This is a genomic window from Arthrobacter sp. Soil763 (assembly GCF_001428365.1).
Taxonomy (GTDB): domain Bacteria; phylum Actinomycetota; class Actinomycetes; order Actinomycetales; family Micrococcaceae; genus Arthrobacter.
This window is the reverse complement of the sequence record NZ_LMSH01000002.1, coordinates 995,193-1,009,960: the sequence shown is the minus strand read 5'-3', so window position 1 is coordinate 1,009,960 and position 14,768 is coordinate 995,193. Positions and strand designations below refer to the sequence as shown.

Annotated in this window: 11 protein-coding genes and 1 tRNA gene; 5 read left to right on the top strand and 7 right to left on the bottom strand. The window is 69.3% G+C overall.

Going from position 1 to position 14,768, the window contains the following annotated elements; genetic code table 11:
* Positions 1-91 precede the first annotated feature (91 nt).
* Genes thrB through argS form a run of 5 tightly spaced genes read right to left on the bottom strand, consistent with a single transcriptional unit; the run spans position 92 to position 6,641 of the window.
* Positions 92-1,078 carry a homoserine kinase gene (gene thrB, locus ASG71_RS08310; protein WP_200947954.1) on the bottom strand — a complete coding sequence of 329 codons (987 nt, stop codon included), beginning with the start codon at positions 1,076-1,078 and terminating at the stop codon, positions 92-94.
* A gap of 2 nt (positions 1,079-1,080) precedes the next feature.
* A complete protein-coding gene (gene thrC / locus ASG71_RS08305) occupies positions 1,081-2,187 on the bottom strand; it encodes a threonine synthase (RefSeq protein ID WP_056738166.1) in 1,107 nt (368 codons plus the stop codon).
* The gene (locus ASG71_RS08300; RefSeq protein ID WP_056738165.1) at positions 2,188-3,504 is read right to left on the bottom strand and encodes a homoserine dehydrogenase; all 1,317 of its coding nucleotides are present in this window, start codon (positions 3,502-3,504) and stop codon (positions 2,188-2,190) included.
* Positions 3,505-4,971, bottom strand: coding sequence for a diaminopimelate decarboxylase (gene lysA, locus ASG71_RS08295; RefSeq protein ID WP_056738644.1), 1,467 nt, complete (start codon positions 4,969-4,971; stop codon positions 3,505-3,507).
* 5 nt (positions 4,972-4,976) lie between these two features.
* Complete coding sequence (argS, locus tag ASG71_RS08290; RefSeq protein WP_056738164.1) at positions 4,977-6,641, bottom strand: arginine--tRNA ligase; 1,665 nt, start codon at positions 6,639-6,641, stop codon at positions 4,977-4,979.
* Positions 6,642-6,848: 207 nt separating this feature from the next.
* On the opposite strand from argS, the gene ASG71_RS08285 reads away from it, so the two are divergent.
* Positions 6,849-6,921 (top strand) — tRNA-Arg (locus tag ASG71_RS08285).
* A 53-nt stretch (positions 6,922-6,974) separates the two neighbouring features.
* Here the strand turns inward: ASG71_RS08285 and ASG71_RS08280 are convergent.
* The gene (locus tag ASG71_RS08280; protein ID WP_056738163.1) at positions 6,975-7,952 is read right to left on the bottom strand and encodes a cation diffusion facilitator family transporter; all 978 of its coding nucleotides are present in this window, start codon (positions 7,950-7,952) and stop codon (positions 6,975-6,977) included.
* 112 nt (positions 7,953-8,064) lie between these two features.
* On the opposite strand from ASG71_RS08280, the gene ASG71_RS08275 reads away from it, so the two are divergent.
* The gene (locus ASG71_RS08275; protein WP_056738162.1) at positions 8,065-9,111 is read left to right on the top strand and encodes a M4 family metallopeptidase; all 1,047 of its coding nucleotides are present in this window, start codon (positions 8,065-8,067) and stop codon (positions 9,109-9,111) included.
* 25 nt (positions 9,112-9,136) lie between these two features.
* Entirely contained in the window at positions 9,137-9,427 is a 291-nt protein-coding gene (locus tag ASG71_RS08270; RefSeq protein WP_056738161.1) for a protealysin inhibitor emfourin, read from the top strand.
* Here ASG71_RS08270 and ASG71_RS08265 read toward each other — a convergent pair.
* A complete protein-coding gene (locus ASG71_RS08265) occupies positions 9,424-10,389 on the bottom strand; it encodes a GlxA family transcriptional regulator (RefSeq protein ID WP_056738160.1) in 966 nt (321 codons plus the stop codon). The two genes, ASG71_RS08270 and ASG71_RS08265, sit on opposite strands and share 4 nt — an antisense overlap.
* Before the next feature lie 81 nt (positions 10,390-10,470).
* Here ASG71_RS08265 and ASG71_RS16805 point away from each other — a divergent pair, with 81 nt between their 5' ends.
* Together ASG71_RS16805 and hrpA are read left to right on the top strand one after the other, a co-directional pair.
* On the top strand, positions 10,471-10,638 hold the full coding sequence (locus ASG71_RS16805) for a hypothetical protein (protein WP_200947953.1): 168 nt from the start codon (positions 10,471-10,473) through the stop codon (positions 10,636-10,638).
* 82 nt (positions 10,639-10,720) lie between these two features.
* Positions 10,721-14,746: an ATP-dependent RNA helicase HrpA gene (gene hrpA / locus ASG71_RS08260; protein WP_056738159.1), complete on the top strand. Its 4,026-nt coding sequence runs from the start codon at positions 10,721-10,723 to the stop codon at positions 14,744-14,746.
* Positions 14,747-14,768 lie beyond the last annotated feature (22 nt).

Here is a 14,768-nt window from a genome sequence, read left to right as displayed (position 1 = left end):
CGAAAGCAGGTGGCACCGGAAAATATTGCGCAGTGAAAGATGAGAGAGGGCAACTGGGCCAACATCGCGGTCTTAGAAAAAACTTGCGTGATTACCGCCGGTGCACTTCCACTTTAGCACCCTCCGTGTCCACAGCCAGCTTCATCACGCGCCAGCCGGTGTCCGGCGTGTTGGCCGCGGTGAACGCCTCGATGAATCCGACGACGTCGGCCGCCTCCTGTTCGCCGGCGGCCAGCACCAGGACGGTGGGTCCGGCGCCGGACACCACGGCGGCGTGCCCGGCCCGCCGGAGCGCTGCGATCAGCTCGGCGCTGGGCCGCATGGCCTGCGCGCGGTAGCTCTGGTGCAGGTAGTCTTCGGTGCCTGCGAGCAGGAATTCGGGCTGCTGTGTGAGGGCATGGATCAGCAGGGCAGCCCGGCCGGAGTTCATCGCGGCGGCGTGGTGGCCGACGGAGGCCGGCAGCAGCGCCCGGGCCGCCTCGGTGGAGAGTTCGAAGTCCGGCACCGCGACGACCGGCACGATCGAGCCGTGGACGGTCGCGCAGGTGCTGCTGTACTGGTCACTGTCCTGCCACGACAGCGCCAGCCCGCCGAAAATGGCGGGTGCGACGTTGTCCGGGTGGCCTTCGAGCCGGGACGTGAACTGCAGGACCCAGTCCCTGCCGCGGCGCGACTCCTCGGGCACCAGGGCGTTGGCAGCGGTCGCGGCGGCCACCACGGCCGCCGCCGAGGAGCCCAGTCCGCGGCCGTGCGGGTTGACGTTGTCCGCGGTGATCCGCAGCCCCTCGTGCCGGAAGCCCAGCAGGTGCAGGGCCTCGGTCAGCGCCCGGGCCACCAGGTGGCTGGCGTCGCGGGGCAGCGTGTCCGCACCCTCGCCGCTCAGCTCGAACTCCAGCTCCCCGCTGTCGAGGGTCTCGACCGTCAGGGTGTCGTACAGCGACAGGGCCAGGCCCAGGCTGTCGTAGCCGGGGCCGAGGTTGGCGCTCGTGGCGGGGACCCGGACGGTGACCGTCTGGCCGGCCGCGACCGCCGGTGCGCCGGCAGCGGATTCGGCCGGCACGGTGAGGGTGGTTTCCACGGCTATTTTTCTTCCAGTCCCAGTTCCGCGGCCACGGTGACGACGTCGTTCGCCACCTTGACCGGCTGCACGTCGCTGCCGTCCTCGGTCCGCAGGGCCCACTGCGGGTCCTTGAGGCCGTGTCCGGTCACCGTGATGACAATGGTCTTGCCCGCCGGGACCTGGCCGGCGGCGTGCTTCTTGATCAGCCCGGCGACGCCGGCGGCGGAGCCGGGTTCGACGAACACGCCTTCGCGGGCGGAGAGCCAGCGGTGCGCGGAGAGGATTTCCTCGTCGGTGACGGCCTCGATCACGCCGCCAGATTCCTCCCGGGCCGCGACCGCGGTGTCCCAGGACGCCGGGTTGCCGATCCGGATGGCGGTGGCGATGGTGTCCGGCTCCGTGATCGGGTGGCCTGCGACGAACGGCGCGGCACCGGCGGCCTGGAAGCCCCACATCACCGGGGTCTTCGTGGCCACGGCGGGCAGCTCGCCGGCGGTGGCCGACGCGTAGGGCGCCGCGTACTCCTTGTAACCCTTCCAGTACGCGCTGATGTTTCCGGCGTTGCCGACCGGGAGCACATGGATGTCCGGGGCGTCACCGAGGGCGTCCACGACCTCAAAGGCGCCGGTCTTCTGGCCCTCGATGCGCGCGGGGTTGACCGAGTTGACCAGGAACACCGGGTAGGACTCCCCCAGCTTCCGGGCGATGTCCAGGCAGTCGTCGAAGTTGCCGTCGACCTGCAGCAGGGTGGCGCCGTGGGCGATCGCCTGGCTGAGCTTGCCCATCGAGATCTTGCCTTCGGGCACCAGCACGGCGCACTGCAGCCCGGCCGAGGTGGCGTAGGCCGCGGCCGAGGCCGAGGTGTTGCCGGTGGAGGCGCAGACCACGGCCTTGGCCCCGGAGGCGACGGCGGCGGTCATGGCCATGGTCATGCCGCGGTCCTTGAACGAACCGGTCGGGTTCATCCCTTCGACCTTGAGGTAGACGGTGCTGCCGGTGAGCTCGGAGAGCTTCTGCGCGTGCACGAGCGGGGTGCCGCCCTCGCCCAGGGTGATGACCTTGGTGGCCTCGGTGACCGGCAGGCGTTCAGCGTATTCGCGGATGACCCCGCGCCATTGGTGAGCCACTTAGACCCCTTCTACCCGCAGTACGGATGTGACTGAATTGATGACGTCCAGGCCCTTGACGGCCTGGACGGTTGCTGCCAGCGCGGCTTCGCTCGCGCGGTGCGTGACGATCCGCAGCTCCGCGGACTCCGAGTTGGAGGCCGAATCGCGGTGGACGGTCTGCCGCATGATTTCGATGGACACGCCGTGTTCGGCGAAGAGCTGCGCGATCCGGGCCAGGACACCGGGCTGGTCCGCGACGTCGAGGCCGATGTAGTAGCTCGTGATGGCGGCGTCGATGGGCAGCGCGGGGACGTGCCCGGTGGTGGTTTCGGTGCGTCCGGGGCCGCCCAGGACGATCCGGCGGGCCGCCGACACGAGGTCGCCCAGCACGGCCGAGGCCGTCGGGGTGCCGCCGGCTCCCTGGCCGTAGAACATCAGCTCGCCGGCGTTTTCGGCCTCGATGAACACGGCGTTGAACGCACCGTGCACCGCGGCCAGCGGGTGCTCGCGGGGCAGCAGGGTGGGGTGCACGCGGACGGAGACGCCTTCGTTGCCCTCGGAATCACTGAGCTTCTCGGCGATCGCCAGCAGCTTGATGACGAATCCGGCGTCCTTCGCCGCGGCGATGTCGGCCGCGGTGACGGAGCTGATGCCCTCGCAGTAGACGTCCTCCAGGGCGAACCGGGTGTGGAAGGACAGCGAGGCCAGGATGGCGGCCTTCGCGGCGGCGTCGTGTCCCTCGACGTCGGCGGTCGGGTCCGCCTCCGCATAGCCGAGCCGCTGGGCTTCGGCGAGGGCGTCGGCAAACTGGGCGCCCGTGGTGTCCATCTGGTCGAGGATGAAGTTGGTGGTGCCGTTGACGATTCCGAGCACTCGGGTGATCCGGTCCCCGGAGAGGCTGTCCCGGATCGGGCGCAGGATGGGGATGGCGCCGGCGACGGCGGCCTCGTAGGAGAGCTGCACCCCGGCCTTGTCCGCCTCTTCGTAGAGGGTGGGCCCGTCCTGGGCGAGCAGTGCCTTGTTGCCTGTCACCACGGAAGCGCCGTTCCGGATGGCGGTGAGGATCAGGGTACGGGCCGGCTCGATGCCGCCCATCAGCTCGATGACGAGGTCGGCGCCCTTGGCCAGGGCCTCGGCGTCGGTGGTGAACAGGCCCGAGGGCAGTTCGACGTCGCGTTCGGCGTCGGGGTTGCGCACGGCGATGCCGCTGAGCTCCAGGCGGGCACCTGTCCGGGCGGCCAGCGCGTCGGCGTCGTCAATGAGGATCCGCGCGACCTGGGCTCCGACGTTGCCACAGCCCAGCAGGGCCACTTTCAAGGTTCGCATTTCGCTCATTCAGGCTCCCATGTCGCGGTTCAGCAGGTCTTCTTCGGTCTCCCCGCGGACGATGAGCCGGGCGGATCCGTCGCGCACCGCGACAACGCCCGGCCGGGCCAGATAGTTGTAGTTGCTTGACAGGGCCCAGCAGTAGGCGCCGGTCCCCGGTACAGCGAGCAGATCACCGGCTGCCACGTCCTCGGGCAGATATACATCTCTAACAACTATGTCGCCGCTCTCGCAATGTTTGCCCACCACGCGGGACAGCTGCGGCGCCGCGGTGGAACTGCGGGAGGCCAGAACGGCCGAATAATCCGCGTCGTACAGCACCGGGCGGGCGTTATCGCTCATCCCGCCGTCCACTGACACATACCGGCGCGGGTACGTAACGTTTTGCGCGCCGCTTCCCGGGGCATCCACCCGCACGGTCTTCAGCGTTCCCACCTCGTAGAGGGTGAAGGTGCTGCTGCCCACGATCGCCCGCCCCGGCTCGATCGAGATCCGGGGCGCGGTGATGCCGAGCTCGGCGACCTTGGCGCGGACGACGGCGGCCATCGCCTGGGCGATTTCGGCCGGCGGGCGCGGCGTGTCGACGGGTGTGTAGGCGATGCCGTAGCCGCCGCCAAGGTCCAACTCGGGCAGCACGATCGAGTACTTCGCCTGCATGGCGGCCAGGAAGTCGAGGAGCTTTTCCGCGGCGAGGGCGAAGCCGTCGGGTTCGAAAATCTGCGAGCCGATGTGGCAGTGCAGGCCCAGCAGTTCGATGCTGTCGTGCCCGGCAGCGGCGGCGACGGCCTCCTCCGCGGCGGAGAGCCCGGCCTGGTCGGTGGAGTCCCCGGCCATGGAAAGGCCGAACTTCTGGTCCTCGTGCGCGGTGGCGATGAATTCGTGGGTGTGCGCGTGCACGCCCGGGGTCAGCCGCAGCATGACCTTCGCCGTCTCGCCGCGGTTCTGCGCGATGGCGGCGACCCGTTCGAGTTCGGCGAGGCTGTCGACGACAATACGGCCCAGCTTCATGTCCAGGGCGCGGTGGATCTCGGCGTCGGACTTGTTGTTCCCGTGCAGCGCGACGGCGGCACCGGGGATGCCGGCGCGGGCGGCGACGGCGAGTTCCCCGCCGGAGGCGGTGTCCAGCCGCAGGCCTTCCTCCTCGACCCAGCGGACGACGGCGGTGCACAGGAACGACTTGCCGGCGTAGTAGACGTCCACTCCCCCGCAGATGTCCGCGAAGGCCTCGTTGAACGCGTCCTGGAACGCCCTGGCGCGGGCCCGGAAGTCGGTCTCGCTCATGACGAACAGCGGCGTGCCGAACTGGCGTTGCAGTTCGCTGACGGCGATGCCGTCGATGGCGAGTTCGCCGGTTTCGTTGCGCGCCACACCGGCCGCCCACATCGGGGCGTGCAGGGCGTTCAGGTCCGCCGGGACGGCGAGCCAGTCCGGGGCGAGCGGGGACGCCGGGGCGCTGGTGTTCGGGTTCGCGGTCATGGCGGTCACATCCGTTCCGGCGCCGAGACGCCCAGCAGTTCCAGTCCGTTGGCGAGCACCTGGCTGGTGGCATCGTTGAGCCACAGCCGGGTGCGGTTCAGATCCGTGATGGCTTCCTCGCCCAGCGGCGCGACGCGGCAGGCGTCGTACCAGCGGTGGTAGGCGCCGGCGATGACTTCCAGGTGGCGGGCCACCCGGTGCGGTTCGCGCAGCTCGGCGGCCTTGGCCACGATCGAGGGGTAGCTGCCCAGGTGCGAGAGCAGCTCGTTTTCGGTCGCGTGGTCCAGCAGGGCCGCGTCGAACGCGTCCTGGCCGTCCACCCGGCGCTCGACGCCGGCGGCCACCGCGTTGCGGGCGGCGCCGCGGGAGCGGGCGTGCGCGTACTGGACGTAGAAGACCGGGTTTTCGTTGCTGTGCTTCTTCAGCAGCTCCGGGTCCAGGGTCAACGGCGAGTCGGCCGGGAAGCGGGCCAGCGAGTAGCGGACGGCGTCCTTGCCCAGCCAGGAGATCAGGTCCTTGAGCTCGATGATGTTGCCGGCCCGCTTGGACAGCTTGGCGCCGTTGACCGAGACGAGCTGGCCGATCAGCACCTCGATGTTGACCTCGGGATCATCGCCGGCCGCGGCCGCGATCGCCTTGAGCCGGTTGATGTAGCCGTGGTGGTCGGCCCCCAGCAGGTAGATCTTCTCGGTGAAGCCGCGGTCCTTCTTGGACAGGTAGTACGCGGCGTCGGCGGCGAAGTAGGTCGGCTCGCCGTTCGCGCGGATCAGCACGCGGTCCTTGTCGTCGCCGAAGTCGGTGGTGCGCAGCCAGACGGCGCCGCCGTCGTCGTACACGTGGCCCTGCTCGCGGAGCCGGGCGACGGCGTCGGCGATCGCGCCGGCGTCGTGCAGTTCCTGCTCGGAGAAGAAGACGTCGAACGCGACGCCGAACTCGGCGAGGGTCTGCTTGATGTCGTGCAGCTGCGCCCGGTAGGCCGCGCCGCGGATCACCGGCAGGGCAGCGACGTCGGTGAGTTCCCGGATCCCGGGGTGGTCGGCCAGGACCTCATGGCCAAGGTCGGCGATGTACTCGCCCGGGTAGCCGCCCTCCGGCACGTCACGGCCGTGCAGCCGGGACAGGACCGAGTTGGCAAAGACGTCCATCTGCGAACCGGCGTCGTTGATGTAGTACTCGGCCGTGACGTCCGCGCCGGAGGCCCGCAGCACCCGGGCAATCGAGTCGCCCAGGGCAGCCCAGCGGGTGTGGCCGATGTGCAGCGGCCCGGTGGGGTTGGCGGAGACGAATTCCATGTTGACCGTCCGGCCCGCGAGCGCCGCGTTGGTCCCGTACGCGGTCCCGGCCTCGACGATGGCCTTGGCGAGCGCCCCGGCGGCGGCGGCGTCCACGGTGATGTTCAGGAACCCCGGGCCGGCGATGTCCACACCGGACACACCGTTGATCGCCGCGAGGCGTTCGCTGAGGACACCGGCGAGCTGCCGCGGGTTGGTGCCGGCCGCTTTGGCCAGCTGCAGCGCAATGTTAGTGGCCCAGTCGCCGTGGTCCCGGTTCTTGGGTCGCTCCACCCGGACCGCGTCGGGAATGTCGGCGGGGGCAAGGGCGATCTCACCGGCGGCGACGGCGTCCTTGAGGCAGGCGGATATGGCGAGGGACAGTTCTTCTGGGGTCACCCTCCCAGCCTACCGGGGGGCCTGCAGCAGCGCGGAATTCTGACGCCCCGGTGACCTGTTCCGTGACCTGACCACCGGCCCGCGGCGGACTGCTTCGGCGGCCGGTTGGGCGGGGACCGCCGGGCCGCGGGGCGGCGGTTTTTCTTTGCGGCCCATCTTCCTGCTAAGCTCTAGGACGTCCCGCCGGTAACGGCAGGATCCCTGAATGCCCTCGTAGCTCAGGGGATAGAGCGTCTGCCTCCGGAGCAGAAGGCCGTAGGTTCGAATCCTACCGAGGGCACCGAAAAACCCCGCAGCTTCCCATGAAGCGGCGGGGTTTTTGCGTTGACCGGGTCAGGCGCCGGCAGGAGCGTCCGCGGCTTCGAAGGCCAGGGCCTTCTCATCCGGCGTCGCCAGGGTCAGGACGGCCTCCTCCACGGTTTCGTGGTCTTCGAGTTCGCGTTCGATCCGGCGCAGGACCACGGCCACCTCGTGCTCCGGATGGTCTCCTTCCAGGTCCACGGCCGCGACCAGGTAGAGCTTGCGCGGGCCGACGAATTCCAGGTGCAGGTAGGTCAGCCGGGCGATCTCCGCATGCTCCAACACACGCCGGCCCATCGAACGTTCGATGTCGGGGGTGACGCCCTGGCCCACCAGGAACCGCCGGTTGCGGTCGATCAGCACGACGGCGACGACGGCCAGCAGCACGCCCACGATGATCGAGCCGACCGCATCGGGCAGCGGCGATCCCGTGACCTGGTGCAGGAAGACACCGGCGAAGGCCACCACCAGGCCGATCAGCGCGGCGGCGTCTTCAGCGAAGACCGCACGCAGGGTCGGATCGGAGCTGATCAGCACCTGCTCCAGGGTGTGCCGTTCCAGCTGGTGCGCCGCCTTGCGGGTCTGCCGGAACGCCTGGACGAAGGAGATTCCCTCGAAGACGAAGGCGGCGGCCAGGACAATGTAGGCCACGGCAAAGTCGGCGGCCGGCTCCGGGGCGATGATCTGCTGGATGCCGTGCATGATGGACACCACAGCGCCGGCGGTGAAAAGCCCGAAGGCCGCAAACATGGACCAGACATACGCTTCGCGGCCGTACCCCATCGGGTGGCTCTTGTCCCGCGGCCGGGCCGACCGGCGCTCGGCGAAGAACAGGAACACCTGGTTGCCGGTGTCCGCCCAGGAGTGCGCCGCCTCTGCGGTCATCGACGCGGACCCGGTAAGGAACGCCGCCACCGACTTCGCCGCGGCCACGAGAATATTCGCCGCGAAGGCGACGATCACGGTCAGCAGGGTGGAGCCGGGCTTCTTGCGCTTGCTGGTTTCTGCCATGGGCCTACCGTATCGGGCCGGCTGTTGCCGGGGCGCACTCCCCCGGCTCCCCCTGCCAATTGTCGGCACCCGCTCGTAGGCTGTTCGCATCGGCACAGAGAAGGGGTCTCACATGTACTGCTCCATCATTCCTCCCTACCTGTTGCGCCGGCTGGCAGCGCAGCACCATGAACCGCGGCTGCTGGTCGCCGCCCGGGCCGCGAAGGAGGCTCTCCAGCACGTCAAGAGCTTCCAGGCCTCCCGGGCGCAGCCGGCCCCCGCCGCCCCTCCCGGGGTGCGGCAGCTGCAGCCGGGACCGCCGCAGCGGACCATCTTCGATGCGAAGACCTCCGAGAACCTGCCCGGCGTGCTGGTGCGGAAGGAAGGCGAACCCGCTACCGGGGACCCCGCCGCGGACGAGGGCTACGACGGACTGGGCCACACGCACCGGCTGTACGCGGAGGCCTTCGGCCGCAACTCGATTGACGGCAACGGCCTGGCCCTGGACGCCACCGTGCACTTCGGGCAGCGCTACGACAACGCCTTCTGGGACGGCCGGCAGATGGTCTTCGGCGACGGCGACGGCCAGGTCTTCACCCGCTTCACCGCGTCGCTGAGCGTCATCGGCCACGAGCTGGCCCACGGCGTGACCCAGTTCTCCGCCGGACTCGCCTACCGCAACCAGGCCGGCGCCCTGAACGAGTCTCTCTCCGACGTCTTCGGCGCGCTGGTGGAGCAGTACGTCAAGCAGCAGGACGCGGCGGAGGCAAGCTGGCTGATCGGCGAGGGACTGTTCACCGACGAGGTGCAGGGCACGGCGCTGCGCTCCATGAAGGCCCCCGGCACCGCGTACGACGACGACGTGCTCGGCAAGGACCCGCAGCCGGACTCGATGGACTCGTACGTGCACACCAGCTCGGACAACGGCGGCGTGCACCTGAACTCGGGCATTCCCAACCGCGCCTTCTACCTGGTCGCCGCGGCGCTCGGCGGCAAGGCCTGGGAGGCGCCCGGGCGGATCTGGTACGACACCCTGACCGGCGGCTCCCTCCCGACGGCCGCCACCTTCAGCGTCTTCGCCAAGGCCACCGCGGCGTCGGCGAAGGAGCTCTACGGTGCCGACTCGGCGGAGCATGACGCCGTCCGGAAGGCGTGGGAAACTGTGAAGGTGAGGCTGTAGGCCCCGCCGTCCCGGAGGATCACCGATGAAGATAACCGTCCAGCGCAGCGGCGGCATTGCCGGAATGGAGCGCGTCTGGAGCGTGCAGGCGCTGACCGACGATGACCGGAACCAGTGGGCCCCCCTGGTGGAGGCCTGTCCCTGGGATGAACTGCCCGGCCGGGACGCGACGGGATCCGCTCCCCAGCCGGACCGGTTCGTCTACCGCATCCGGGCCGGCCAGCGCCGCGCCACCCTGCCGGAGCGGGAGCTGGTGGGGCCGTGGCGGACCCTGGTGGACTGCACCCGCGCCGCGGCCGAGAACCGCCCCGGCTAGACCGCCGCCAGGTGCCCGCGGAACGTCCGGCGGTAGGACTGCGGACTGGTGTCGAGCACCTTCGCGAAGTGGTGCCGCAGCAGCACCGAATGGCCGAAGCCGGCTTCCCGGGCGATCTCGTCGATATTGAGGTCGGTCGTCTCCAGGAGCTCCTGTGCGCGGAGCACCCGCTGCGAATTCAGCCAGGCGGCGGGAGTCGCGCCGGTCTCTGCCCGGAAGCGGCGCGCGAAGGTCCGCGGGGACATGTGGACGCGCGCGGCCAGGTCGTTGACCGAGTGCTCCTCGTCGAGGTTTCCGACCATCCAGCGCAGCAGCTCCTCCATGGGCTGCGATCCGCAGCGGGGCATGGGCCGGTCGATGAACTGGGCCTGGCCGCCGTCGCGGTGCGGCGGAACCACCATGTCCCGGGCGATGCTCGCCGCCACGTTGGCGCCGAGCTCCACCCGGACCAGGTGCAGGCTGGCATCGATGCCCGCGGCCGTCCCGGCGCTGGTGATGATCCGCCCGTCCTGGACGTAGAGCACGTTTTCATCGACCAGCGCCGCCGGGTAGCGGGCTGCGAGCTCCTGCGAGTAGTGCCAGTGGGTGGTGCAGCGTCGGCCGTCCAGCAGCCCCGCCCGGGCCAGCGCGAACGCCCCGGAGCAAATGGACATGACCCAGGCGCCGCGTTCGTGTGCGGCCCGCAGCGCCTCCAGCACGGATTCGGGCACGTCCGCGTCCTTGCCGAACGGAGTCATGATGACCAGGTCCGCGTCGGCGGCCGCCTCCAGCCCCAGGCCCACGTGCAGGGACAGCCCGGATTTCATCGGAACGTCGCCCGGCTCCGGCGTGCAGACGCGGAAATCGAAGGCGGGAACCCCGGTCCCCCGGTCTGAGCGGTCCACTCCGAACACTTCGAAGGCGGTGCCGAATTCGAAGACCGAGAAGTTGGGAACGACGATCATGGCCACTGATTTGAGCATGTATCCAGTGTGGCAGAAATTTTAGCTTTTTGGTCGTTTCTGCCACTTTTTTCGATCCCGTCCCCGGAGAACCATGGAGGTATGGAACTCCTAGGAATCACCCTCATCGTCCTGGTCTTCGCCGCCGTCGCCGCCACCCTGCGCGTCCTCCGCAAGGACGGCCTCGGCCACAACCCGCCCGTCCGCTCGGACGAGTACTGGATGGCCCACGACCTGCCCAGCACCGGCTACAACCTGCGGTTCTTCTAACCCCCACATCAGCTGCTGCCCGGCCCCCGCGGGGACCGGGCAACCCTATGTCCGGCAGGGGGCCAGTAGACTGTCTCCAGCCATGACACTGCATATTTCCTATCCCGCCGAGCTGCCGGTCTCCGAGCGCCGCGAGGACCTGATGGCCGCCATCGCCGCGAACCAGGTGACGATCATCGCCGGCGAGACCGGCTCCGGCAAGACCACCCAAATTCCCAAGATGTGCCTGGAACTTGGTCTGGGTGAGAACGGCCTGATCGGCCACACCCAGCCGCGCCGGCTCGCAGCGCGCACGGTGGCCGAACGCATCGCCGAGGAACTCGGCGTCGAGATCGGCCAGGAGGTCGGCTTCCAGGTCCGCTTCACGGGCGAGGTCAGCCGCGCCACCAAGGTCAAACTTATGACCGACGGCATCCTGCTGGCGGAAATCCAGCGCGACAAGCTGCTGCGCAAATACAACGCGATCATCATCGACGAGGCCCACGAACGCAGCCTCAACATCGACTTCATCCTCGGCTACCTGAAGCGGATCCTGCCGCAGCGGCCGGACCTGAAGGTCATCATCACCTCGGCCACCATCGATCCGGAGCGGTTCGCGAAGCACTTCGGCAGCGAGGAGGAGCCCGCCCCGATCATCGAGGTCTCCGGCCGCACCTACCCCGTCGAGATCCGGTACCGGCCGCTGTCGGCTCCCGCCGGCGGCGGCGCCGAAGGCGACGATGCCGACGCGTCCGAAGACGAACTCGAAGAGGACCGGGATCCGCTCGATGCGGTGTGCGACGCCGTCGACGAACTCGCCCTCGAAGCGCCCGGGGACATCCTGGTCTTCTTCTCCGGCGAGCGCGAGATCCGGGATGCCGCCGAAGCCCTCAATGCGCGGATCCAGGCGAACCGGCGGCTGGCCGGCACCGAGGTGCTCCCCCTCTTCGCCCGGCTGAGCCTGCAGGAACAGCACAAGGTCTTCCATCCCGGGAGCAAGCGCCGGATCGTTCTGGCCACCAACGTCGCCGAGACCTCGCTGACGGTTCCCGGCATCAAGTACGTGATCGACACCGGCACCGCCCGCATCTCGCGCTACTCACACCGCACCAAGGTCCAGCGCCTGCCGATCGAGCGGGTCTCCCAGGCCTCGGCCAACCAGCGCTCCGGCCGCTGCGGCCGCGTCTCCGACGGCATTGCCATCCGGCTGTACTCGGCAGAGGACTTCGAGTCGCGCCCGCCGTTCACCGATCCGGAAATCCTGCGCACCAACCTCGCCGCGGTCATCCTCCAGATGACCGCGATGGGCGTCGCGCGGGGGCCGAGGGACGTGGAGAACTTCCCGTTCGTGGAGCCGCCGGACTCGCGCGCCATCAACGACGGCGTCACCCTGCTGCGCGAACTCGGCGCCCTGAGCGCGGCGCGGCAGGAACCGGCCGGCGACGGCGAGCGCGGCGCTGCGTCCGGCGGCCGCCGGGGCGGGCGTCGCCCGGCAGGGGCCGGACGGAACGGCGGCGGGCTCACCGCCGTCGGGCAGCAGCTGGCGCAGCTTCCGGTGGATCCGCGGCTGGGCCGGATGATCGTGGAGTCGGGCAAGCGCGGCTGCGTCCGCGAGGTGATGATTTTGGCCGCGGCGCTGACCATCCAGGATCCGCGCGAGCGTCCGACGGACAAGCAGCAGCTCGCCGCGGAGAAGCACGCCCGGTTCCGGGATGAGAACTCGGACTTCACCGGCTACCTGAACCTGTGGAACTACCTGCAGGAGAAGCAGCAGGAACTCTCCTCGACCGCGTTCCGGCGGCTGTGCCGCAACGAGTTCATCAACTACCTGCGCGTCCGCGAGTGGCAGGATCTGTTCGCGCAGCTGCGGCAGCTGGCCCGCCCGCTCGGAATCAGCCTGGACAACAAACGCCTCACGGATCCGGTGGGCAACCATGATGGCGTCCACATCAGCCTGCTCTCGGGCCTGCTGAGCCACATCGGCATCCTCGACGAACGCAAGCGCGAGTACGCCGGCGCCCGGGGCAGCCGCTTTGCGATTTTCCCCGGCTCCGCGCTGTTCAAGAAGTCCCCCACCTTTGTGATGGCCGCCGAACTGGTCGAAACCAGCCGGCTCTGGGCACGCGTGGCCGCCAAGTTCGATCCGCTCTGGGCCGAACAGGTCGCGCCGGACCTGGTCAAGCGCAGCTACAGCGAACCGCACTGGTCCAAGAAGATGGGCTCGGTGATGGCCCATGAGAAGGTCACGCTCTACGGCGTGCCGATCATCCCCAGCCGGCGGGTCAACTACGGCCGGGTGGACCCGGAGCTGTCCAGGGAGCTCTTCATCCGGCATGCGCTGGTGGAAGGCGACTGGCAGACCCATCACAAGTTCTTCCACCGCAACCGCGCCCTGCTGCAAGAGATCGAAGAGCTTGAGGCCCGCATGCGGCGCCGCGACATCCTGGTGGACGACCAGACACTTTTCGAGTTCTACGACGCCCGGGTGGGGCCGGACGTGGTCTCCGAACGCCACTTCGACAAGTGGTGGAAGGAGGCCCGGCAGCAGGATCCGGCGCTGCTGGACTTCGAGAAGTCGCTGCTGATCAGCGAGGACGCCGAGGCCCTGGACGACTCCGCCTACCCCAAGATGTGGCGGCACAAGGGATTCGACCTGCCTCTGAGCTACGAGTTCCATCCGGTGGCGCCCGGGTCCCCGCCGAACCCCTCCGACGGCGTCACGGCCGAGGTCCCGGTGCTGTTCCTGAACCAGCTCGACGACGCGGCCTTCCGCTGGCTGATCCCGGGCCAGCGGGTCGAACTCGTCACGGCCCTGATCAAGTCCCTGCCCAAGCAGGTACGGAAGAACTTTGTCCCGGCTCCCGACGTCGCACGCCAGGCCGTGGCCGCACTGGAAGCGGACTTCGATCCGGCGACGGACGACCTGGAGCCCTCACTGGAGCTCGTGCTGCGGCGGCTGCGCGGCCAGGTCATCCCGCCCGGGTCCTGGAACTGGGACGCCGTGCCGGCGCACCTGCGGGTAAGCTTCCGCGTGGTCGATCCGCAAGGCAAGGTGCTGGACGAGGGCAAGGACCTGGCGGCGCTGCAGGAGAAACTTGCCCCGGCAACCCGCCGGGCCATCGCTGAGTCGCTCGGTGCCACACCCTCGACGACGGCGCCTAAGGCGAAGGGAACGGCAGCCGGCAAAGCAGCCGGCAAAGCAGCCGGTAAGACCGGCGGCAAGGCGGTCGCCCCGGTCGGCCCGGCCCCCGGCGGGTTCACCGAGCTCTCCGGCCTCAAGGACTGGACCTTCGGCACGGTGCAGCGCCAGGTCCAGGGCGCGGTCGAAGGCCACACCGTCACCGGCTACCCGGCGCTGGTCGATGAGGGCACGTCGGTCGCGCTGCGGCTCTTCCAGACCTCCGCCGAGCAGGAACAGGCCATGCGCGGCGGGGTCATCCGCCTGCTCGCGTTGAAGGTCCCGCCCCCGGACCGGTACGTCCTCGAGCACCTGAACAACACCGAGAAGCTGACGTTCAGCCAGAACCCGCATGGCTCGGTATCGGCCTTGATCGCAGACTGCGCGCTGGCCGCCATGGACAAGCTAACGCCCGCCGGGCTGCCGTGGGACGAGCCTGCCTTCAAGGCGCTGTACGAGCAGGTGCGGGCCGAGCTGATCGACACGGTCTTCACGGTGACCGCCGTCGTCGAGCGCATCCTGGCCAGCACCCGGCGGATCGAGAAGCAGCTCAAGGGCAGCACCAGCCTGGCCCTGATCAGCGCCCTTAATGACGTCAAGAGCCAGCTCGAGCAGCTGGTGTTCCCGGGTTTTGTGGCGCGCACGGGCTACGCCCAGCTGAGCCAGCTGCCGCGCTACCTTGCCGCGATCGAGAAGCGGCTGGAGAAGCTTCCCGGGAACGTCCAGCGGGATGCCCAGCACATGGCGGTCATTCAGGGCCTCGAGGACGACTACGACGACGCCGTTTCCGCCCTGCTTCCCGGCCGGCGTATCGGCCCGGAGTTAACCCAGGTCCGCTGGATGATCGAGGAACTGCGGGTGAGCCTGTTCGCCGTCGAGCTCGGGACCGCGTACTCGGTGTCCGAGAAGCGGATCCGGACCGTGCTTAACAAGGCGCTGGCCCCGGCCTAGGAGGCCGGGGCCAGCGCGCGGG